Source organism: Rhodoferax sp. GW821-FHT07G04 (assembly GCF_059418585.1).
Genome location: NZ_JBWKQD010000001.1, coordinates 374,403 through 395,263, shown reverse-complemented (window position 1 = coordinate 395,263; position 20,861 = coordinate 374,403). Strand labels below are relative to the sequence as shown.

Here is a 20,861-nt window from a genome sequence, read left to right as displayed (position 1 = left end):
ACTGCCCGGCGCAATAGAACGCCCAGTGGCCCGGATATAACTGGATCGAATGCCAGCCTGTCTGCTAGCATGCCCGTACCCGAGCTGTTTTCCAACGCTTTCCTAGGTTTTCTAGCCAAATATGGTGGATATTGAAAAATTAGGCAGATATGACATCGTCCGCGTGCTGGGCAAGGGCGCGATGGGTGTGGTCTATGAGGGGCGCGACCCGAACCTGGACCGCCAGGTGGCGATCAAGACCATACGGGTGCAAAGCCTGTCGCCCGAGGCCGCGTTGGAGTATGACGGCCGCTTCCGCACCGAGGCACGTTCGGCGGCCCGCCTGCACCACCCCAACATCGTCAGCGTGTTTGATTCGGGCCAGGACGGCGACACCTCCTACTTGGTCATGGAGTTCATCCAGGGCCAGGACCTGAAGCACCACCTGGAGTGCGGCGCCCGCTTTTCGGTGCGTTCCTCCATTGTCATGGTGCACGACCTGCTGATGGCGCTGGACCACGCGCACCGGCAGAACGTGGTGCACCGGGACATCAAGCCCGCCAATATGCTGATCGAGCAGAGCGGCCGGGTCAAGCTGACGGACTTTGGCGTGGCCCGCATCCAGGAGCCGGACGAGACCCACCTGACCCAGGTCGGCGGTGCGGTGGGTACACCCAAATACATGTCGCCCGAGCAGGCCAAGGGCTTGCGCGGGGACTCCCGCTCCGACGTGTTCTCGGCGGCGGTGGTGCTGTATGAATTGCTGACCGGCGCGCTGCCCTTTGATGGCGAGAACCAGTTTGCCGTCATCCACAAGATTGTGGGCCACGAGCCTGCGCCACCCAGCACGCTCAATGCCGAGATTCCCACGGCGATGGACGAGGTCATTGCCCGTGCGATGGCCAAGAACCCTGACGAGCGCTATGCCACGGCACGCGAGTTCGGGCTGGCGCTGCGTGTTGTGGCCCAGCACATGGGCGCAACGTCTGGCAACCCGAATGCCGACGTGGCGGCCGAGTTGTCCCAAATCATGGCCGACCGCCTGCCGATTGCCTCGCCCGCGGCGCTGCGCGACGGCTCCAGCACCGGCATCTTTGGTCCGGCGGTGGATGTGGCCCTGGTAACCACGGTCAACCACGAAGAAGAGCTGGGCTTCTGGAACGGGATCAAGGACTCCACCGTCTCCCAGAATTTTCTGGACTACCTGCAGCGTTATCCGGCCGGCATTTATGCCCGCCGCGCGCAGCAGCGGCTGGAGCAGTTGGCGCTGGACAACACCGGAACCCGTGCGCGGACGGAGCCACAGTTCCGGCCACCGCCGCCCGACGAGGAAGACCTGGATTCGACGATGGGACCGTTTGCCATCACGTTGCCTGCGGACCCACCGCCACCCAAGGCGACGGCAGTCGGCAAGAGCTCAGCCGCTACCGGGTCCAAGGGCGCCAAAGAAGGAGCTGCCGCCAAGGCGCAGCCAGGTGCACAGCCTGCTCAGCGCCGCAAGCTCTGGCCCGTGCTGGCGGCCGGTGGTGTGGTGCTTGGCGTGCTGGCGCTGGGCGTCGCTTTGAGGCCAAGCACGCCCGCGGCCCCCGAGCTGTCGCGCGCGCCTACACAGGTTGCCGCGGCACACCCCCAGAAACCACCCGAACCCATGATTGAGGAGTCGGCATCGGACTCCATCGATGTGACCGTGGCCAAGCCTGCCAATGCGGCATCCAAGGCGGGGGCCACCACTTCTACCGCGTCTTCGCCCGCGGCCAAGGCATCGAAACCTGTGCCAGCGGCCTCGGCGGCGGTGGCCAGTGCGTCCAAGCCGGCTGCGTCCAAGCCCAAGACCAACGGACCCGCGGGATCAGACAGCCAAACCCAGACCGCTACCACGGTGGTGCCCAGCGGGCCGGCGCCGGTGCGCGAGTCGGCTCCGGCAGCCGTTGCCCACAGCAACGGTGCGGGGCCGTCGGCAGCCGGTCAGGTCTGCGCCGATAAGGTCTTCATTTTCCGTATCGCCTGCATTGCCGAGCAGTGCAAGACAGACCGCTTCCGCCAGACCAGCGAATGCACGCGCTTCAAGGAAATGGAGCGCAAGCGCGAAGAGACGCAGAACAATCCCTCTCGCTGACGCTGTGTGCCTCGCGCACATTCAGATAAAAGCCTGCGGATCAGGCCTTGCTACTGCTGCTGTGGCGGCCAAACTTCCACAAGGCCAAAGCACCAAACAGAGCCGCAAAACCCAGTTGCGCCAGTATGGGGCCGATAGCCGCGTCCAGCGGTAGTCCGCGCCAGGTCATTGCATCCAGTCCATCCACGGCCCAGCGGGTGGGCACGGCCAGCGTCACACTTTGCATCCACTGCGGGAACATGAAGGACGGCACCCAGGCGCCACCCAGCATGACCATGATCAAGGTGGCAAAGGTGGCCATGCCACGCGCGGCCTCGGGCGTGCGGCCAAAGGCGGCAATCAGCAGGCCAAAGGTGGCTGTCACCAGCGCAAAGCTCAGACCCACACCCAAGAAGCCCAGCATGCTGCCCGCAATCTCCACCTGGAAGAACAGGCTGGCCACGGTAAAGATGAAGAGCAACAGGCCCAGTGCAATCAAGGCGGCGGACGTGGCACGCGCCGCCAGCACCGTGCGCACCGTGATGGGCGAGGCCAGCAACCGGTTCCACAGCCCCAGGCGTTGCGCCATCAGCACACCAATGCCGGCGTCGATGCCCATGAACAAAATGAACTGCACCGCCATACCGGCAAAGGCGTGGGCGTAGCCGTTGTATTTATGGGGGCCGGCGCTCATGGGCTTGTCGGCGGTGTTGAAGGGCATGGACAGGCCGGCAGTCTCGGGCGCCTTGCCATCACCTGTTCCACCCGCAGCCACCTGGCTTTGTGCGGCGGCATTGCGGGTTTGGTAAGTACGCACGCTCTTCAAAAATTCTTGCACCTCGGCGCTGCGCGGGTTGCTGGCGGCATCCTTCTCCAGTGCTGCAATCCCTTCGTCCACGAGCTTCAGGTTGCCGGTGCCACTGAACATTTCGGCACTGACGGTTTGCATCACGTGCTGGGTCAGCATGCCCTTGACCATGGCCAAGACAGCGGACTGCGAGGGGTCGTAATAGACGTCAATTTCAGGCTTGGATTTGACGCCAAACAGGGCCGCACCTGCCGCATCGCCAAAGCCGGCGGGTATGACCACCGCCGCATTGAGCTTGCCTTTGAGCACCTTTTGCTGCGCCTCTTCCAGCGGCAACTCGACGACGGTCAAGGCGGTGTCGGCCTTGAGCCCGGCTACGATCTTCTGGCTGGTGGTGCTGTTGTCTTGCGACACGACGGCAATCTCGATCCTGGCATTTTTCGAGGCACCGGCACCGCCGAACAAATAGCCAAAGAATGCGCCCAGCACAATGGGCATGATGATGTTGAGCAGCAGGGCGCGGCGGTCACCGAGGAACAGGATCAGGTCTTTGCGAACCAGTGCAATCAGGGCGGTCATGGTTGTTGAGCTCTCTGGGTATGTGGGGTGCGGTGAGGGGCGCTATCAGGCGTCGCGCAGCGAACGGCCGGTCAGGGTCAGGAAGATGGCTTCCAGGCTGGTGCGCGCGGTGGAGAACTGCGCTGCCCGGCAACCCTGCTGGGTCAGCCACAGCAGCACATCCTGCGCGTGTTCGGCGGCGCTCAAACCAATCAGCAGGTCTGCACCGTCCACGGTGACTTCGGCCACTGCCGCCAGCGACTTCAGCGCATCCAGCGTGTGCTCGGCCAGCGGCGCCAACGGTGTCAGGCGCAGCGCGGCCTGGGCCGGCAGGCGCTGGTACAGCGCGGCAGGGGATTCGTCGGCAATCACCACACCATGGTCGATGATGACAATGTGGTCGGCCAGACGCTCCACCTCTTCCATATAGTGGCTGGTGTAGATCAGTGCGCAGCCTTGTCGCTTCAGTTCTTCCAGGCTGTCGAAGATCGCATTGCGGCTTTGCGGGTCCACGCCTACCGTGGGTTCGTCCAGTATCAGCAGCTCGGGTGTGTGCAGCAGCGCGGCGGCAATGTTGAGGCGGCGCTTCATGCCGCCCGAGAAGGATGAGGGCTTGTCGGCCAGACGGTCGCTCAGCTGCACCAGGTCCAGCACCTTGTCGCAGCGGCTCTTCAAGCTTGCGCCGGTCAGCCCATACAGCGCGCCGAAGATGCGCAGGTTTTCGCGCGCCGACAAGTCGTCATACAGGGCCAGGTCTTGCGGCACCAGGCCCATCATTTTTTTGGCGGCGCTGTTGCCCTGGGCGACCTTGTGGCCGCCTAGCGTGACTTCGCCCTGGTCCGGCTTGAGCAAGCCACTGACCATGCTGACCGTCGTGGACTTGCCCGCACCATTGGGCCCCAGCAGACCCAGGGTCTGGCCCTTGGCCAACTGGAACGACACGGCCTTGACCGCCTGGCGTTCGCCAAAGGATTTATGCAGGTTGTTGACGCTGAGCAAGATGTCGGGCATGGCGGTTGGGGTTTGCAGAAATGGGCGCAAGGGTAGCACAGCCACAAGGCGGCAAGCGGCGGCTTTTTTAGGGATCGGGGTGGCCTTTGTGGCACACTGGGCCGCTGCAAAAAAGTACAACGCCGTTGTGAACACCTTCAGGAGAATGCCTGCGTGAATATCAAAAGCCAAAAAGACTTTTTTTCCGGTCTCATGTTCATGTGTGTAGGGGTGGCCTTTGCGTGGGGGGCCAGCGGCTACACCATTGGCAGCGGTGCCAAGATGGGGCCAGGCTACTTTCCGCTGGTGCTGGGCATCTTGCTCGCCGTGCTGGGGGGGATCATCACCTTCAAGGCCCTGGTGGTGGAGACGGAAGACGGTGACAAGATAGGTGCGTTTGCGTGGAAGCCGCTGATCTTCATCATCCTGGCCAACTTGGTGTTTGGCGCCATGATCGGTGGCCTGCCCAGCATCCATTTGCCCCCCATGGGCTTGATCGCGGGTATCTATGCGCTGACCTTCGTATCCTGCCTGGCCGGTGACGAATTCAAATTCAAGGAGGCCTTTCTACTGGCCACCATCCTCGCGGTCTTGAGCTATTTGGCTTTCATCAAGCTGCTCAATCTGCAATTCCCCGTTTGGCCCGCCTTCATCTGATTCGAGGACTTCCATGGACTTGTTCAACAACCTCGCGATGGGCTTCGGCGTGGCGTTCACGCCGGTCAACCTGATGTACGCCTTCATTGGCTGCTTCCTGGGCACCGTCATTGGCGTGTTGCCCGGCATTGGCCCCTTGGCCACCATTGCCATGCTGCTGCCCGCCACCTATGCGCTGCCACCGGTCGCGGCCTTGATCATGCTGGCCGGCATTTATTACGGTGCGCAGTATGGTGGCTCCACAACCGCCATTCTGGTCAACCTGCCGGGCGAATCGTCATCCGTGGTGACCACGATTGATGGCTACCAGATGGCGCGCAATGGCCGTGCGGGCCCTGCGTTGGCGGCTGCCGGCTTGGGCTCGTTCTTTGCTGGCTGCGTGGGCACGCTGATACTGGCCGCCTTTGCGGCACCGCTGACCGAGTTGGCCTTTCAGTTTGGGCCGACCGAGTATTTTTCGTTGATGATTTTGGGCCTGGTGGGGGCGGTGGTGCTGGCATCGGGATCGCTGCTCAAGGCCATTGCGATGATCATTCTAGGGCTGCTGCTGGGCATGGTGGGTACAGATGTGAATTCGGGCGTTCCGCGCTTTGGCTTTGACATCCCCGAACTGAGCGATGGCATTGGCTTCATCGTCATTGCCATGGGCGTGTTTGGCTATGGCGAGATCATCAGCAACCTGGGCAAGCACGAGAGCGAGCGCGAGGTCTTCACCGCCAATGTGACCGGCCTGTGGCCCACCAAGGAAGATTTCAAGAACATGGTGCCCGCCGTTTTACGTGGCACAGCGCTGGGTTCGCTGCTGGGCATCTTGCCTGGCGGTGGCGCTGTGATGGCGGCATTTGCCGCCTACACGTTGGAGAAAAAGACACCGTTGAAACCCGGCGAACTGCCATTGGGCAAGGGCAATATCCGCGGCGTGGCCTCGCCGGAGTCGGCCAACAATGCAGGTGCGCAGACCTCGTTCATCCCGCTGCTGACACTGGGCATTCCGCCCAATGCTGTGATGGCGTTGATGGTCGGCGCCATGACCATCCACAACATCCAGCCCGGTCCGCAGGTGATGAGCAACAACCCGGAGCTGTTTTGGGGTTTGATTGCGTCCATGTGGATCGGCAATCTGATGCTGGTGATCTTGAACCTGCCGTTGATTGGCATCTGGATCAAGCTGCTCTCCGTGCCCTACCGTTGGTTGTTCCCGTCCATCGTGCTGTTCTGCGCGATTGGCGTGTACTCCACCAACAACACCACCTTCGACATCTGGCTGGTAGGCCTGTTTGGCTTTATCGGGTATCTGTTCATCAAACTGGGGGCCGAGCCCGCACCGCTGCTCTTGGGCTTCATTCTGGGGCCGATGATGGAAGAGTATTTGCGCCGCGCGATGCTGATTTTCCGTGGGGATTGGAGCGTGTTCATCAAGCGCCCCATTTCTGCCGGTCTATTGCTTGCGGCAGTCTTGCTCTTGGTGGTGGTTTTGCTGCCATCGGTCAAATCCAAACGGGAAGAAGCTTTTGTTGAAGATTGAAGTGATGCCCCAGCACGCGCAGCGGGTTGCGCTGCACAACGAGATCCACGCCCGGCCGCCCGAGGCCATGGATGCCCCGCTCAGTATTTCCCACGTGGTCATGGTCTGTGATGCCAGCCAGCGTGAGGCCAGCTGGGGCCATATGGCTGCATTGGCGCGTGACCACCACCTGCCCGAACCGGTGGCTGGGTCCACCCATGTGCGCATGGACATGGGCCCCTACCGCGTGCGCTGGGAGCTGCATACCGAGTTTGTGACCTGGACCTTCATGCGCAAGCCCACGGCGGCGCAATTTGGCGAGCGCGATCCCGAGACCGCGTTGGCCGCCGTGCCCCAGCGCTGGTTTGCCGCGCTGCCGGGCGAGTGCCTGGCCAACCTGCACCTGTGGGTGCTGCCCAGCGCGAGCTTCGAATCGTCGGGCGCCATGGTCAAAAACGTGTTGTACGAGGACACACTGGTTGCCTCTACCGTGGCCGATGGTTTTGCCGAGGTCTACACCGACTTCGCCGTGCATGCCGACGGCTTTTCGCGCATGGTGCTGTTGGCCGGCACCATGGCGCCGCGCCGCCTGGGCCGTCTGGTGCAGTGCCTGCTGGAGATCGAAACCTACCGCATGGCGGCCCTGTTGGGCCTGCCCGCCGCACGCGAAGCCTCCGTTGTGCTGGCCTCCGCGGAGCGCGAACTGGCCGAGCTGGCCCAGGCCATTCGCTCGGCCACACGCAACGACGAACCCCTGCTGTTGGACCGCCTGACCCGCCTGGCGGGCGCGGTAGAGAGCCAGCATGCGGCGACCCATTCACGGTTTTCCGCCAGCGCGGCCTATTTCGAATTGCTGGACAAGCGCATAGCCGACATTGCCGAGTCACGCCTGGCTGGCATGCAGACCATCGGCGAATTCATGGAGCGGCGCCTGACGCCCGCACGCAGCACCTGTGCGTGGTCGGCAAGGCGCCAAGACGCGCTGTCGCAACGCGTCTCGCGCATCAGCAACCTGCTGCGCACCCGGGTCGAGATTGAGCAGCAGCAAAGCAGCCAGGCCCTGCTGGCGACGATGAACAGCCGGCAAGACATCCAGATCAAGCTGCAGGCCACGGTGGAGGGCTTGTCGGTGGCTGCCATCACCTATTACATCGTCGGCCTGGTCAGCTACCTGGCCAAGGGCGCGCAGCACTGGGGTTGGCCCTGGAGTGCCGAATTGACGGCTGCAGCCGCCATTCCGCTGGTCGCGGGCGGCGTGTGGTGGTCACTGCGCCGCATGCACCATCGGGTTTTTCATGGCTAAACGGCTATTAATAGCTTTTTGCAATCAAAACCATTGGATCAATCAACCCACTAAATGATTCAGAACGCCTAAGATTCACCCTGTTCAGTTTCAGAACAAGCAATTCAAGAGGAAAAAACCATGTCTTTGATCAATACCCAAGTCGTGCCATTCAAGAACGAAGCCTTCCACAACGGCAAGTTCATCACCGTGACGAACGAGACCCTGAAGGGCAAGTGGAACGTGTTCATTTTCATGCCCGCTGCCTTCACCTTCAACTGCCCCACCGAAGTGGAAGACGCGGCTGAACACTACGCAGAGTTCCAGAAGGCCGGTGCCGAGGTCTACATCGTGACCACCGACACCCACTTCGCGCACAAGGTGTGGCACGAAACGTCTCCCGCCGTGGGCAAGGCCAAGTTCCCGCTGATCGGCGACCCCACACACGCCCTGACCCGCGCCTTTGACGTGCACATCGACGAAGAAGGCCTAGCACTGCGCGGCACCTTCATCATCGACCCTACCGGCACGATCAAGACGCTGGAAATCCACTCCAACGAAATCGCCCGTGACGTCAAGGAAACCGTGCGCAAGCTGAAGGCCGCCCAGTACACCGCCGCCCACCCTGGCCAAGTGTGCCCCGCCAAGTGGAACGAAGGCGCCAAGACGATCACTCCTTCGTTGGACCTCGTTGGCAAGATCTAAGTAGCGATTTTGGGGTCGGATCCGCGCAGCGAAGCGGAGACGGCTCTGACCCCAATATCGCGGGTCGGCGCAAACATTCGACCCGGTTACAAGCCGGACAGCGTCAAGGCGTGCAACGCCTTGCCGTCCGGCTTTGTTGTTTGTAAAAACTGGCGATAGCCATCGTAAAACCTGGGTGTATCGCTATCAAAACAGTAGTAGTGAAAAAGGAACCACCATGCTCGACCAAGAACTCAAGACACAGCTTGCCAGCTACCTGGAACGCGTGAAACTGCCGTTTGAGATGGTGGCATCGCTGGACGACAGCGAAACCGGGCGCGACATGCTGAGCCTGCTGCAAACCATCCAAAGCCTGCGCAGCGACATGATCACCTTGCGACTGGATGGCCAGGACGCGCGCAAGCCATCGTTCACCGTACAACGCACCGGCACTGACACCGCGTTGCGCTTTGCCGGTCTGCCGCTGGGCCACGAATTTACATCCCTGGTGCTGGCCCTGCTGTGGACCGGCGGCCACCCGCCCAAGGTGGAGCAGCCCGTCATCGACCAGATCACCGCGCTGGAGGGCGACTTCAATTTCGAGGTTTACATGAGCCTCACCTGCCACAACTGCCCGGACGTGGTGCAGGCCCTGAGCCTGATGGCGATCTTGAACCCCAAAGTCAAGACCACGGTCATCGAAGGCGGTGCTTTCCAGGATGAAGTGAAGGCGCGCGAAATCATGGCCGTGCCCATGGTGTTTTTGAACGGCCAGATGTTTGGCTCCGGCCGCATGATCCTGGAAGAAATCGTCGCCAAGCTCGACACTGGCGCCGCCGCGCGTGATGCCGAAAAGCTGTCGGCCAAGGCCCCGTATGACGTGCTGATGGTCGGAGGTGGCCCTGCCGCCGCAGCAGCGGCCGTGTACGCCGCGCGCAAGGGCATACGCACCGGCATCGTGGCCGAGCGTTTTGGCGGCCAGGTGAACGACACGCTGGCAATCGAGAACTACATCTCGGTGTTGGAAACCGATGGCCCCAAGTTTGCGATGGGCCTGGAAGCCCACACCCGCGCCTACGACGTGGACATCATGAACCTGCAGCGCGCCGACGTGATCGTGCCCGCAGCACAACCCGGCGGCCTGATCGAACTCAAGCTGGCCAATGGCGGCACGCTGAAGGCCAAGACCGTGGTCTTGTCCACCGGCGCACGCTGGCGCAATGTCAACGTGCCCGGCGAGCAGGAGTACAAGAACAAGGGCGTGGCCTACTGCCCGCACTGCGACGGCCCGCTATACAAGGGCAAGCGCACGGCGGTGATCGGCGGCGGCAATTCGGGTGTGGAAGCCGCCATCGACCTCGCCGGTATCGTGGCGCACGTGACGCTGGTGGAGTTTGCCGAGCAGCTGAAGGCCGATGCTGTGCTGGTCAACAAGTTGAAGAGCCTGCCCAATGTGACCATCCACACCAACGCCCAGACCACCGAGATCACCGGTGCCGATGGCAAGGTCAACGGCCTGCGCTACAAGGACCGCGCTACCGGTGAAGAGCACCTGGTGGAGCTGGAAGGCGTGTTCGTGCAGATCGGCTTGGTGCCCAATACCGAGTGGCTGAAGGGCACGGTGGAACTGAGCAAGTTCGGCGAGGTCGTGGTAGATGCAAAAGGCCACACCAATCTGCCCGGCGTGTTCGCGGCGGGGGACTGCACCACGGTGCCGTACAAGCAGATCGTCATTGCTGCTGGTGATGGTGCCAAGGCTGCATTGAGTGCCTTTGATTACCTGATTCGCACGCCTGCGGTTGCCTAATTGACAGGCTTGGTTTGCCTGTACTTTGAACCTGAAGTGTTTTACTCCAGCAACATGGATCGCACGGTATCTGTCGCCATCCCTGCGCACAATGAGGAAGCATTGATTGGTGCCTGCATCCAGAGCTTGCTCGAGTCGGCCCGTTTTGCCAACGTATCCCTTGAGATCGTAGTCGCACTCAATCGATGCACCGACGGCACCCGAGCGATTGCTGAGCAAATGGGCGCGCGGTGTGTCGTCGAAGACTCGAAGTGCATTGCTGCGGTTCGAAACGCGGCCGTTCGCGCATCCAGCAAGCCCTTCGTCCTCACCATCGACGCAGACAGCCGTGTGAAGCGGGGCACCATTTCTTCGGCGGTCTCTAAATTTGATAGCGGCCGATTCGTTGGCGGAGGAAGTGCCATAACTCCAGAGCGGTTTTCATTTGGAATTGTTTGCAGCCTGGCGCGTGTCGTGCCACATGTGCTTCGTCTGGGCGTATCTGCTGGAATGTTCTGGTTCGAACGCTCTACATTTGAGGCACTGAACGGATTCGATGAGAGCCTTGTTAGCGCTGAGGACCTTGACTTTGCTACCCGCCTGAAGAGGCGCGGCAACATGCTCGGTCTCCGCTATGGCACGTTGTGGAGGTATGGCATCATCACCTCCTGCCGCAAGTTCGACACATTCGGCGATTGGTACCTCTTTCGCAATCCTTCATTGGTTCGCGATTTGTTGAAAGGTACGAATAGGGCTGCTGCCGATCACTTCTACTATGACGTAGACCGATGATCTGGCCACGCCACGCGAGATTGGCATGGTGCACAACGTCGAAGACCTGAGAGAAGAGGGAGTCCGGCAAAAGGATAATGGGTCAGAACCCACATGCCATTCCTTTAGAACAAAACCGCCGTCAGCGCACCTTCATCTTGCCCGCCCGCATCTATCTTGCCCCCATGGAGGGGCTTCTCGATTTTGTCCTGCGTGACATCCTGACCCGTGTGGGTGGGGTGGATCGCTGCGTGTCCGAGTTTATCCGCGTGACCCACACGCTGCTGACCGAGCGCACCTTCTTACGCATCATGCCCGAGCTGGCCAATGGCGGCCGCACCCCCTCCGGTGTGCCGGTGCGCGCGCAACTGCTGGGGTCTGACCCCGTGAGCATGGCCGAGAACGCGGCACGCTTGGCCGAGTTTGGCCCGCATGGCATCGACCTGAACTTTGGCTGCCCGGCCAAGGTGGTCAACCGCCACGGTGGCGGTGCGATGCTGCTGCAATACCCCGAACAGCTGCACAGCATTGTCAGTGCCGTGCGCCGCGCCGTGCCGGCACAGATGCCAGTAACGGCCAAGATGCGCCTGGGCTTCAACGACGATTCGCGCGCGGTGGAATGCGCGCAAGCGTTGGAGGCGGGCGGTGCCGAAGAGCTGGTCGTGCACGCCCGCACCAAGGCCGACGCCTACCGCCCGCCCGCGTATTGGGAGCGCGTCAACGACATCCGCTTGGCCGTCAAGATCCCGGTGGTCGCCAACGGCGAAATCTGGACCGTAGACGACGCCCGCCGTTGTCGCCAAGCCTCGGGCTGCGACAGCATCATGCTGGGCCGTGGCATGGTGACCGACCCTGGGCTGGCACTTGCCATTCGTGGTGACCTGGGAGGTGACGCAGCACCGCTGGTGCCCTGGACGGACATACTGCAGCTGATGGGCGGCTTCTGGCAACTGGTCGTCGCCCGCCTGGAGCGCCGCCAGCAGGCCGGGCGCTTGAAGCAATGGCTCAATTTCATGCGCCACCGGTACCCAGAGGCACAGGAGGCCTACGACAACTTGCGTACTCTGCACGACCCGGAGTTGGTGACGCAGTGGCTGCGGCTGCATGGTGCATTGGAAAGTGAAGGTGCTACTGAATCAGTAGCGGTATAGTCATATTTGACGGGGGCTGGGGTGCTATTTTCCAAAAGTCCTTCTCCAGCCCGCGTTGAGTTGTCAGCGCTGATCGGAGAATGTCATGCGTAGATCGAACCCCGAAGTCATTGTGTGGCGCTCCGGCAGCTCGATTGGGGGTTGGCTGCTCGCGGGGTTCTTCTGGTTCATTGCTTACAGCACTATCAAGGCATCGGAAGGTGAATCAACAGAAATCGGAACGCGGGTGGCTGCCCTGGTGGTTCAGACCTTCCTGATCGGCTTGGGGTTGGCGTTTGCGGGTGTGCGAACCGCCTACACCGCGAACATGGCTGATCGAACTTTGGTACAAACGCGCAGGTTCTTCGGCATACCTTTCACCCGAACGCAATGGGCCTACGAGGATCTGGAAAGCGTGGAGGTCCGTAAGGTGATTGGTGCCAAGGGGACGAGCTACCATCCGGCTGTTCGGATCAACGTGCGCGGAGGCGGGAAGCCGGTGCCTTTCAGCGCCTACGTCAGCGACTGGGAGGCGGCGTTAGCAGACGCGGAGCGCGTTGCGGAACTTCTTGACTTGCCAGTTATCGGCGCAGGCCGCTAACAACGGTTGCGGTCAGTAGTTTTTAATTGGCAGGTTTTCTACACACAGGGAGATTGCACATGCACGAAGGTTCATGCCACTGTGGCGCAGTTCGGATGAAATTGCCCTCCACGCCCGAAGTCGCTACCGATTGCAACTGTTCGCAGTGTCGGCGCATCGGTGGGCCGTGGGTTTACTTTGAGTTCGGCACGGTTGAAATCACGGGGCACCCGGAGGCCACCGCAGAGTACATCTGGGGCGACAAAACGCTGCGTACCATCCATTGCAAGACCTGCGGATGCGTCACACACTGGGAGCCGTTGCAACCAACCCCGGGTTGCAAACATGGCGTGAACCTTGGCAACTTCGATCCCAAGCTGATCGCATCGGTCCGCGTGCGCAAGTTCGATGGCGCCGACACCTGGAAATTTTTGGACGAATGAACACGCATCACGTCGGCTGGCCGAAAGCCGTTGGATGTGGGATGGTCTGGGTGGTTGCCATGGCGCTGGCGTCTTGCACTGCGCCGCTCGAATCGAGTACGCATGCGGCTATCGACCGCGTGGTCGCCGCCAATGCAGCGGAGCATGGCATCCCTGCGCAATCGGTTGTCATCCTGCGGTCTGGCAAGCCTGTCTACCGCCTGGCTTCCGGTCGTACCGCTGTTGACGGAGGAGGCCCGGTCAATGCGGAAACCATCTTTCAGGTTTTTTCGGTCAGCAAGCTGTTCGCCGCAACCCTGCTCTTGCAGCTTGCCGAGCAGGGGATGGTGGACCTTGGTGCGCCTGCTTCGCGCTACGTAGGCGACTTGCCGTCCGCCTGGCGGGCCATACCGGTTGCGCAGTTCCTGAGCCATGTCTCGGGTATCCCCGAGTACTACGATGCCGCAGACCTTGCCAAGCCATTCCCGCCATCCCTGCACGCAGTGTTTGCGCATCTGGCCGATAAACCGCTTGTCGATCCACCTGGCACACGGACCCGTTACACGGGCACCAATTTTCTGGTCATCGAGGCCATCCTCGAATCCGTGACAGGACGCAGCTACGGCCAGCTGGTACGTGATCGCATCATTGTTCCCCTCGGTCTGCGCAACACCTGGCTCGGACCCGACAGTGTGCCGCGTGACCGACTCGCGGCGGACTACCACGGTGAGAATGGGCGCCTGGTGCCCGATGTGCCGATCGCCTGGCCGGCTTACAGCAGTGCCCATGGCAATCTCTACAGCACGGCCAACGACATCGCTGCGTTCCTATCCGCGGTCGTTCAAGGCCAATTTGTCTCGCGCGAGACCTTGATGCGCGTGTGGAAACCCTATGCCTTTCCCAACGGAAACACTGGCTACTTCGCATCCGGCTGGGAATATGGCGAAAGCGGCGCCTGGCATGAGGTCGGGCACGATGGTGGCGCCAAGGTGCGCGTGCGTCTGGCGTTTGGCAAAGACCTCAACGACCCTACCGTTATTGTTTACCTGAACAACGGCAGCCGAGACAATGTCTGGTCCCGCACATTGGTCGATTCTGTTCAGCAACTGGTGCTGCCGCAATAGCCGTTCAGCCACGCCTTGCCACGCCAATCCCTCCACACACTTACCTATGCATATCAATCGCCGAAACCTGTTGCTTGCCGGGCTCGCTGTGCCCATGTTCTCGTCTTGTGCAAGTGATGTCGCTCAGCTCCGTGCACAGCCGGTCGCGGCGCTGGCCAAGGACCGGGACGTGTGTGCGTCGGTCTATGCCGTGCTACGGGCTGGCATACCCGCTGCGCCGATGGCCGTCTCTGGGTGCGATGCCGAGAGTCCGCGTGCCGACGCCATATTCCAGGCCGCATCGTTGACCAAGCCAGTCGCTGCCTTTGCCGCGCTGCAACTGGTGCTCGCTGGAAAGCTGGACCTCCAAGCCCCTGTTGTTCAATACCTACCCCAGGGGTACAAACACTTTCACAGTGCATTGGCCCGCTCGGCGAACGACGCACACGATGTTGTCACCAGCGATGCGCTTAGCCGTGTCACGATCGCCCAATTGCTGAACCATACGTCCGGTCTGCCCAACTGGGCCAGCGGCGCGCTCTCTTTCGCTGGGGCGCCCGGCAAGCGCTGGAGCTACTCGGGCGAAGGCTTTGTGCTGTTGCAAGCGGTGGTGGAGGCCATCACCAACCAGGACTTCTCGGCCTATCTCAGCCAGCAGGTGTTTGCTGTACTTGGCATGTCCGATACCAGCATGGTTTGGCGGGAGGACTTTGCAGAACGCTTGGTCCGCGGCAAGACCGCACTCGGGTTTCGGCCGGGCCTCAGGTTCCGGCACGCTGTGGCCGCAGCCTCGATGTACACCACGGCTGCGGACTATGCGAAGTTCATGTCGGCGCTGTTGGCGAACGACAAGATATTGGCCCTGACGCTGGAGAGCCCCATCGACGTAGACGCCGCGCTGGGGCTCCAGTGGGGCCGTGGCTGGGGCATAGAGCGCGCACCGGGCGGCCCCTACATTTGGCAATGGGGTAACAACCCCGGCTTTCGCACTTTCGCCATGGCCTCGGTTGCGTCCAAGGATGGATTCGCCATCTTCACCAATAACGACCGCGGAATGCCCCTTGCCGCATCGGTGGCGCACGCGGTCTTGCCCGCCGAGCACAATGCCTTTCGCTTCTCGATAGTGATGTAGGCTGCGCAGACCAACGCGCCCAACGCAACACGAACACATGGCAGCAACAACCCACAGCATTGCAGTTGACGCTGCGCAAGCTTTCTGGCGCCTTATGGCTACCAACGACTTTCAGTCTGTGGGGGCCGTGCTGGCGCCCGGCTTCGTGCTCGAATGGCCCCAATCCCAAGAGCGCATTCGCGGGGCAGAGCGGTTTGCGCAGATGAACAGCGAATACCCAGCACATGGCCCCTGGCGGTTCACGATCCATCGCCTCTTCGGTTCGGATGCAGAGGCCGTGTCGGAGGTCACGGTCACCGATGGCGTGCAGACCGCCAAGGCGATTTCTTTCTTCACCGTCGTACAAGGCAAAATCACGCGACTGGTCGAGTACTGGCCCGAACCCTATGCAGCGCCAGCCAATCGGGCGCATCTTGTCGAGACCATGGAGTGAGAACAAACATGTCCCAGAAAATCCTGTCGTCTCTCTTTGCCCAGAAAGCCTGGGCCAATCGTGAACTGTTTGATGTGGTGGCCTCGGTATCACCCACCGCGCATGCCGAGCCCTTGCACAAGGCGATTCGTACGCTCAACCACATCTACGTCGTCGATCGGATCTTTCGCGCCCATTTGCTGGGCGAGCAGCACGGCTATGCGGCTACCAACACACCCGAGACACCCGAACTGGGTGAACTCCATTTCGCCGTTGCCGAGACGGATACCTGGTTCGAGAACTATGTTTCCGGTTTGAGTGATCAAGCGCTGCGGGAAGGCCTGGTATTCCGCTTCACCGACGGTGACTCGGGGACGATGACCCGCGAGGAGATGCTGTTCCATGTGCTGAACCACGGGTCATACCACCGCGGCAATGTGGGCCAGACACTGAAAGACATTTCGGTGGCACCGCCACGCGATCTGCTGACCAAGTTCTTGCATGTCCGCGAACCCTCGCGCCGGCATGTCTGATATGCCATCGGGCACGCCCGGCTATTCCGGAACCCCGCTTTCCAAAAAGCTGGGCATCAAGGAGGCGTATCGCGTCCTGCTGGCCGATGCCCCCGAGGACTACGAGAAGCTCTTGGCGCCGTTGCCGCCCGGTGTGCAGTTTGCCAGGCATGCGGATGCCAGCATCGACATCGCGCACATCTTCGTCACCGACAGAGGCGTGCTGGCCAAGGCCTTGGGCTCACTGCGCAAGGCGCTGAAGGTGGATGCGGCGCTGTGGGTCTCCTGGCCCAAGAAGTCGGCCAAGGTTCCGACCACGGTGACGGAAGACACCATCCGCGAGCTGGCATTGCCCTTGGGTTTTGTCGATATCAAAGTCTGCGCGGTCACCGAGGTGTGGTCGGGACTCAAGCTCGTGGTGCGCAAGGAGTTGCGCTGAAAAAAAGTCCGTCTATGGGGTGCTAGAAAATTAGTAGCGCACTAGATCCATTTGACAAGGGCTAGCGGCTATTTATTTGAAAACGCTCCGGGGTACTGGTGCAAATACCAGTCCACCACCTGCTCATGCCCCAGGCTCAAAAACTCCTTCAGGCGCGGCACCCATACAAAGCCCAGCACGCTAGTCGCCATCAGCAGCCCAAACGCGGTGTAGACCGTATCCACACGCCAATGCGCCAGGGCCACGCCCACCACCGCAGGGCCTAGGGCACCGGCCACCTGCGTGGCCATGGACGAGGCCGCGAAGATGCGCACCCGGTGGGTCTGCGGAATCGCCAGCGCGCGGTGCGTGGCGCCTACCAGGCCCATGGAGGCATTGCAAAAGCCAGTGAGCACCAAGCCTGCAACCACCAGGTAAGGTGTGGTGGCAAACCCGACCACGGCCAAGGCGATGCCCTCACAAAAGCCCAAGCCCAGGCGCACGCGGTAGCGCCCAAAGTGTTGCACCAATACCTGCGAGCCAAAGACGCTGCCCATGAGCACGCCTGCTGACAGCGCGCCCAGGCAGATGCCCAGCCAGTTGCCGGCCAGGCCCAGGGCGTGGACTTTGATAGGGATCAGAATGCCGACGGCCGGCCCTTGGAAGATCCACACCACAAAGTTCACCGCCGTCCACCCGCGTATTTGCACGGGCTTGGTCTACTAAAGCTGCAGCCAATGCGTGGGCAACGACCAGTGCTAGCAGCAGTGGCAGGCTGAACAGGCCCAGTGCTGCTACCAGACCATAGGCTAGTGCAGTGCACAGCATCGCGGCCAGCCCGAACTGGATTTGCCGGGCCTTGCAGATGCGGTCGCCAAAGGGTGATGCCACCGGCACCGCCAACAGCATCGCGATGGCCAGCGTCGTGCCATAGAGGGCCACGCCACTGGCGCCGGCACTGCTGGTCACCCACCAGGGCAATACCACCAGCGCGCTGAGCTCAGCCAGTTGGATCAGGGCATCGGTAATTAAAAAACTGCGCAGCGCAGCAGGCAATCGCGGCACGGCGCAGGGCGTGTGTTACTACTGCGGGGCGGTCACCAAGACCCCGTCTGCAAGCAGCAGCGTCTTTTGCTTGAACCCGTAGACCGTGCCGGAGACCGATCCGTCAATCTGGAAGCAATCCAAGATAGTCTTGGTCAGGACATCGGATGTATCGGTCACCTTCAGGCACACATCGGCCAGCCCCGCAATTTGGTTGGCTACCGACCAATCGTAGGTCAGCTTGTGCGTGCGGCCGATATCGTAGAAATTCAGGCCATTGTTCTGGATGACCAAATCGGCTGTAAACAGTTTTGCACCGTTGCCAGGCTTGCCCACCTGTGGCAGCGGCGTGCTTTGCAAGTTGGATGCCGTGTTGCTCTTGTCGTCTATCCATGCCAGTACACGGAACGCGTTGCCCGCGTGGCTGTAGTTGATGCTGGTGGTCGTGGTGGGTGCTACAACGCCGTTGATAGCCTCGGTCTCTTCCCGCAAGAACCAGCCGGCTGCACCCGGTCGGTAGACCACTTTGGTATCAATGCGTCGGCCGCCCTCGTCGGTACGGCTGGCATTAAAGGTCCCGCCCTTGGTGGCCAGGTTGGTCACGAAGTTGCCAACCAGGAATTCGTCGATGGCACCTGTTTTTGCTTCCGGACGATTGCGGTCATCACCGCCGCCTCCACAGGCGCTCAAGAGGGTTGTGGTGCCGACGGCGAGAGCCAGCAAAGAAGATGAAATGGCTCGCCAGCTGCGTGTGCTGTGTGTCATAGAAACTCCCTGTTTCTGTCTGTTTTTTTGAACCGGCGCCAATATACTGCGCCTGCGCTGCCTTTGTACATCCCATGGTGGTAACAGGGTGTTTGGCGGGCATGAAGCAGAATACCCAGCCCAAGGATTTTCGCCACACCCTATGCCTTCGTTTGAACACACCATCCTACACACCGACCGATTGCGGCTACGCCCCTCCACCGAGGCGGATGCTGAGGCCTTGTTTGCGATCTACTCCGACACCCGTGTCGCGCGCTTCCTCAGCCGCCCTGCCTGGACGGACATGGAGGCTGCCCATGCGCGCATTGCCCGTGACCGCGAAGCCCTGCCCAGCGGCAAGTACCTGGGCCTGGTGATGGAGCGCAAGGCCGATGGCCAGGTGGTGGGCGAGTGCTCGCTGTTCAACCTGATGGAACAGTGCCGCCGTGCAGAGATCGGTTACAGCCTGGGCTCCTCCGCCCAGGGCCAGGGCTTGATGCACGAAGCCTTGACCGCCTTACTGACCTACGGGTTTGCAGACATGCATCTCAACCGCGTGGAGGCCGACATAGACCCGCGCAATGCGGCATCGGCCAAGAGCCTGGAGCGCCTGGGCTTCCAGAGAGAAGGGCACTTGCGCGAGCGCTGGATTGTGGATGGTGAGGTGTCCGACACCGGCTTGTACGGCCTGCTGGCCCGCGACTGGGCCTTGCTGCAGGCTCCCACGGCCGCGTGAATCACGGCTGGGCCAGTACCATGATGGCCACTGCTTTTCATCGATATACAAAAAACGGGGAGACCACCATGCCCAAGTTTCCAAGAACTGCTGTACTGCTCGCGACCGTGTCCCTGCTGCTGGCAGGCTGTGCACAAACCGGCAACCTGGCTGAAGAGACGCGGCCCCACGATGCGCGCAATGACTTTGTGCCGTCTCCCGCCGTTTTCGATTTCGCCCCCATGGCCGACAGCACCACGCCCACCGACCGCTGGAGCGGTGTGCTGGGTGGCGCGGCCTACCGCATCGAGGTGCCCACCGCTGGATGGAATGGCAAGCTGGTCCTGTACGCGCACGGCTACACCGGCACCGGCAAAAACCTCACGGTGCAAGACCCGCCGATACGCCGTTACCTGATCGACAACGGCTACGCCTGGGCGGCGTCCAGCTACAGCAAAAATTACTACGACGTGCGCTCCGGCGTGGAAGACACTAATGCGCTGGCCCTGGCCTTCAACGACATTGCCGCCCGCAATGGCCGCCCTCTGCCGCCACCCACCAAGACCTACATCTTTGGCCGCTCCATGGGCGGGCATATTGCCGCGGCCGCGGTAGAAGCAGAGACGCAGGCCACTGCCAAGAACAAGTTCCGCTACGACGGCGCCGTGCCCACCTGCGGTGTGCTGGACGACGAGCAACTGTGGGCCTACTTCGGTGCCTACCAGTTGGCCGCACAGCAGCTGGCGGGGCTGCCCGCCACGTCCGTGCCCGTCAGCAACTGGCCACAGATTGCGGGCCATGTGCGTACCAGCATGTTCAACAGCACCACGTCCTTTGCGACACCCACACAGCAGGGCCTGCTGCTCAAGAGCATGGTCATGCATTTGACCGGGGGCGAGCGGCCGCTGTTCGACCAGGGCTTTGCCAACGACTACCTGCAGAACGTAGTCTGGGGCGCCTTCGGCGACGATGGAACCCTGCGCGGCGTGCTCAATGCCAGCGTCTTCGATACCCGCAATGTGCGTTACACCTTTGATGCGCCCGAGCCCGTGGTGGCTGCGTTCAACGCGTCCATCGCCAGATCCACGGCCGCGCCCGATGCCAACCGCCTGCGCCGCGATGGCCTGCGCTGGATTCCCAAGGTGCACGGGGATTTCAGCGTGCCCGTGCTGACCATCCATACGCTGGGTGACATGTATGTGCCCTTTGGACTGGAGAAAACCTATCGGACAAAGGCCACCGCCAAGGGCCATGCGGACCTGCTGGTGCAGCGCGCCATCCGCGCACCCGGCCATTGCGATTTCACGGTGGCGGAGCAGGCCCGCGCCTTTGCCGATCTGGCGCGCTGGGTGGAGCAGGGCGTCAAGCCTGCGGGCGATGACGTGGCCACCGCATCGACTGTGGCCGATCCGGCGTACGGCTGCAAATTCACCAACAACAACCTGGTCGCAGAGGATGCCGCGGCCGTCAAGGCCATGCGCGCGCCCGGTAAATTGCCCGCTTGCCCGGCCTCCAGTAACGGCTCCGCAGAGTAG

Annotated in this window: 21 protein-coding genes; 17 read left to right on the top strand and 4 right to left on the bottom strand. The window is 61.6% G+C overall.

Annotation, left to right across the window (positions count from 1 at the left end; all coding sequences use genetic code 11):
- Positions 1 to 121: 121 nt before the first annotated feature.
- Entirely contained in the window at positions 122 to 2,095 is a 1,974-nt protein-coding gene (locus AC07OO_RS01765; protein WP_495080336.1) for a serine/threonine-protein kinase, read from the top strand.
- A gap of 40 nt (positions 2,096 to 2,135) precedes the next feature.
- Here the strand turns inward: AC07OO_RS01765 and AC07OO_RS01760 are convergent, their stop codons facing one another.
- Both AC07OO_RS01760 and AC07OO_RS01755 read right to left on the bottom strand, forming a co-directional pair.
- Positions 2,136 to 3,461, bottom strand: coding sequence for an ABC transporter permease (locus AC07OO_RS01760; RefSeq protein WP_495080335.1), 1,326 nt, complete (start codon positions 3,459 to 3,461; stop codon positions 2,136 to 2,138).
- Between the two features lie 45 nt (positions 3,462 to 3,506).
- The gene (locus AC07OO_RS01755; protein ID WP_495080334.1) at positions 3,507 to 4,451 is read right to left on the bottom strand and encodes an ABC transporter ATP-binding protein; all 945 of its coding nucleotides are present in this window, start codon (positions 4,449 to 4,451) and stop codon (positions 3,507 to 3,509) included.
- Between the two features lie 153 nt (positions 4,452 to 4,604).
- Here AC07OO_RS01755 and AC07OO_RS01750 point away from each other — a divergent pair, with 153 nt between their 5' ends.
- The 14 genes from AC07OO_RS01750 to AC07OO_RS01685 all read left to right on the top strand — a co-directional run bounded on the left by AC07OO_RS01750 (position 4,605) and on the right by AC07OO_RS01685 (position 16,844).
- A complete protein-coding gene (locus tag AC07OO_RS01750) occupies positions 4,605 to 5,087 on the top strand; it encodes a tripartite tricarboxylate transporter TctB family protein (protein WP_495080333.1) in 483 nt (160 codons plus the stop codon).
- Between the two features lie 13 nt (positions 5,088 to 5,100).
- A complete protein-coding gene (locus tag AC07OO_RS01745) occupies positions 5,101 to 6,612 on the top strand; it encodes a tripartite tricarboxylate transporter permease (protein WP_495080332.1) in 1,512 nt (503 codons plus the stop codon).
- 4 nt (positions 6,613 to 6,616) lie between these two features.
- Positions 6,617 to 7,894 (top strand): DUF3422 family protein, encoded by a 1,278-nt coding sequence (locus AC07OO_RS01740; RefSeq protein ID WP_495081754.1) that lies wholly within the window; start codon positions 6,617 to 6,619, stop codon positions 7,892 to 7,894.
- Positions 7,895 to 8,014: 120 nt separating this feature from the next.
- Positions 8,015 to 8,578 (top strand): alkyl hydroperoxide reductase subunit C, encoded by a 564-nt coding sequence (gene ahpC / locus AC07OO_RS01735; protein ID WP_495080331.1) that lies wholly within the window; start codon positions 8,015 to 8,017, stop codon positions 8,576 to 8,578.
- Between the two features lie 217 nt (positions 8,579 to 8,795).
- On the top strand, positions 8,796 to 10,364 hold the full coding sequence (gene ahpF, locus AC07OO_RS01730) for an alkyl hydroperoxide reductase subunit F (protein ID WP_495080330.1): 1,569 nt from the start codon (positions 8,796 to 8,798) through the stop codon (positions 10,362 to 10,364).
- 54 nt (positions 10,365 to 10,418) lie between these two features.
- The gene (locus tag AC07OO_RS01725; RefSeq protein WP_495080329.1) at positions 10,419 to 11,135 is read left to right on the top strand and encodes a glycosyltransferase family 2 protein; all 717 of its coding nucleotides are present in this window, start codon (positions 10,419 to 10,421) and stop codon (positions 11,133 to 11,135) included.
- Between the two features lie 164 nt (positions 11,136 to 11,299).
- Positions 11,300 to 12,265 carry a tRNA dihydrouridine synthase gene (locus AC07OO_RS01720; RefSeq protein WP_495080328.1) on the top strand — a complete coding sequence of 322 codons (966 nt, stop codon included), beginning with the start codon at positions 11,300 to 11,302 and terminating at the stop codon, positions 12,263 to 12,265.
- Positions 12,266 to 12,350: 85 nt separating this feature from the next.
- The gene (locus AC07OO_RS01715; protein WP_495080327.1) at positions 12,351 to 12,845 is read left to right on the top strand and encodes a hypothetical protein; all 495 of its coding nucleotides are present in this window, start codon (positions 12,351 to 12,353) and stop codon (positions 12,843 to 12,845) included.
- 59 nt (positions 12,846 to 12,904) lie between these two features.
- Positions 12,905 to 13,267 (top strand): GFA family protein, encoded by a 363-nt coding sequence (locus tag AC07OO_RS01710; protein ID WP_495080326.1) that lies wholly within the window; start codon positions 12,905 to 12,907, stop codon positions 13,265 to 13,267.
- Positions 13,264 to 14,370, top strand: coding sequence for a serine hydrolase domain-containing protein (locus AC07OO_RS01705; RefSeq protein ID WP_495080325.1), 1,107 nt, complete (start codon positions 13,264 to 13,266; stop codon positions 14,368 to 14,370). Before AC07OO_RS01710 ends, AC07OO_RS01705 begins: the two co-directional genes overlap by 4 nt.
- A gap of 46 nt (positions 14,371 to 14,416) precedes the next feature.
- Entirely contained in the window at positions 14,417 to 15,481 is a 1,065-nt protein-coding gene (locus AC07OO_RS01700) for a serine hydrolase domain-containing protein (RefSeq protein WP_495080324.1), read from the top strand.
- 37 nt (positions 15,482 to 15,518) lie between these two features.
- Positions 15,519 to 15,914, top strand: coding sequence for a nuclear transport factor 2 family protein (locus tag AC07OO_RS01695; RefSeq protein ID WP_495080323.1), 396 nt, complete (start codon positions 15,519 to 15,521; stop codon positions 15,912 to 15,914).
- 8 nt (positions 15,915 to 15,922) lie between these two features.
- Complete coding sequence (locus AC07OO_RS01690) at positions 15,923 to 16,426, top strand: DinB family protein (RefSeq protein ID WP_495080322.1); 504 nt, start codon at positions 15,923 to 15,925, stop codon at positions 16,424 to 16,426.
- Positions 16,395 to 16,844, top strand: coding sequence for a DUF3052 domain-containing protein (locus tag AC07OO_RS01685; protein ID WP_495080321.1), 450 nt, complete (start codon positions 16,395 to 16,397; stop codon positions 16,842 to 16,844). The genes AC07OO_RS01690 and AC07OO_RS01685 overlap by 32 nt, the downstream gene beginning before the upstream one ends.
- Before the next feature lie 68 nt (positions 16,845 to 16,912).
- On the opposite strand, the gene AC07OO_RS01680 is transcribed toward AC07OO_RS01685, so the two are convergent.
- A complete protein-coding gene (locus AC07OO_RS01680) occupies positions 16,913 to 17,533 on the bottom strand; it encodes an MFS transporter (RefSeq protein WP_495080320.1) in 621 nt (206 codons plus the stop codon).
- 373 nt (positions 17,534 to 17,906) lie between these two features.
- Positions 17,907 to 18,632 carry a hypothetical protein gene (locus AC07OO_RS01675; RefSeq protein WP_495080319.1) on the bottom strand — a complete coding sequence of 242 codons (726 nt, stop codon included), beginning with the start codon at positions 18,630 to 18,632 and terminating at the stop codon, positions 17,907 to 17,909.
- Positions 18,633 to 18,774: 142 nt separating this feature from the next.
- Here AC07OO_RS01675 and AC07OO_RS01670 point away from each other — a divergent pair, with 142 nt between their 5' ends.
- The gene (locus AC07OO_RS01670; RefSeq protein ID WP_495080318.1) at positions 18,775 to 19,347 is read left to right on the top strand and encodes a GNAT family N-acetyltransferase; all 573 of its coding nucleotides are present in this window, start codon (positions 18,775 to 18,777) and stop codon (positions 19,345 to 19,347) included.
- Between the two features lie 68 nt (positions 19,348 to 19,415).
- Positions 19,416 to 20,861, top strand: a complete 1,446-nt coding sequence (locus AC07OO_RS01665) for an alpha/beta hydrolase (RefSeq protein ID WP_495080317.1) — start codon at positions 19,416 to 19,418, stop codon at positions 20,859 to 20,861.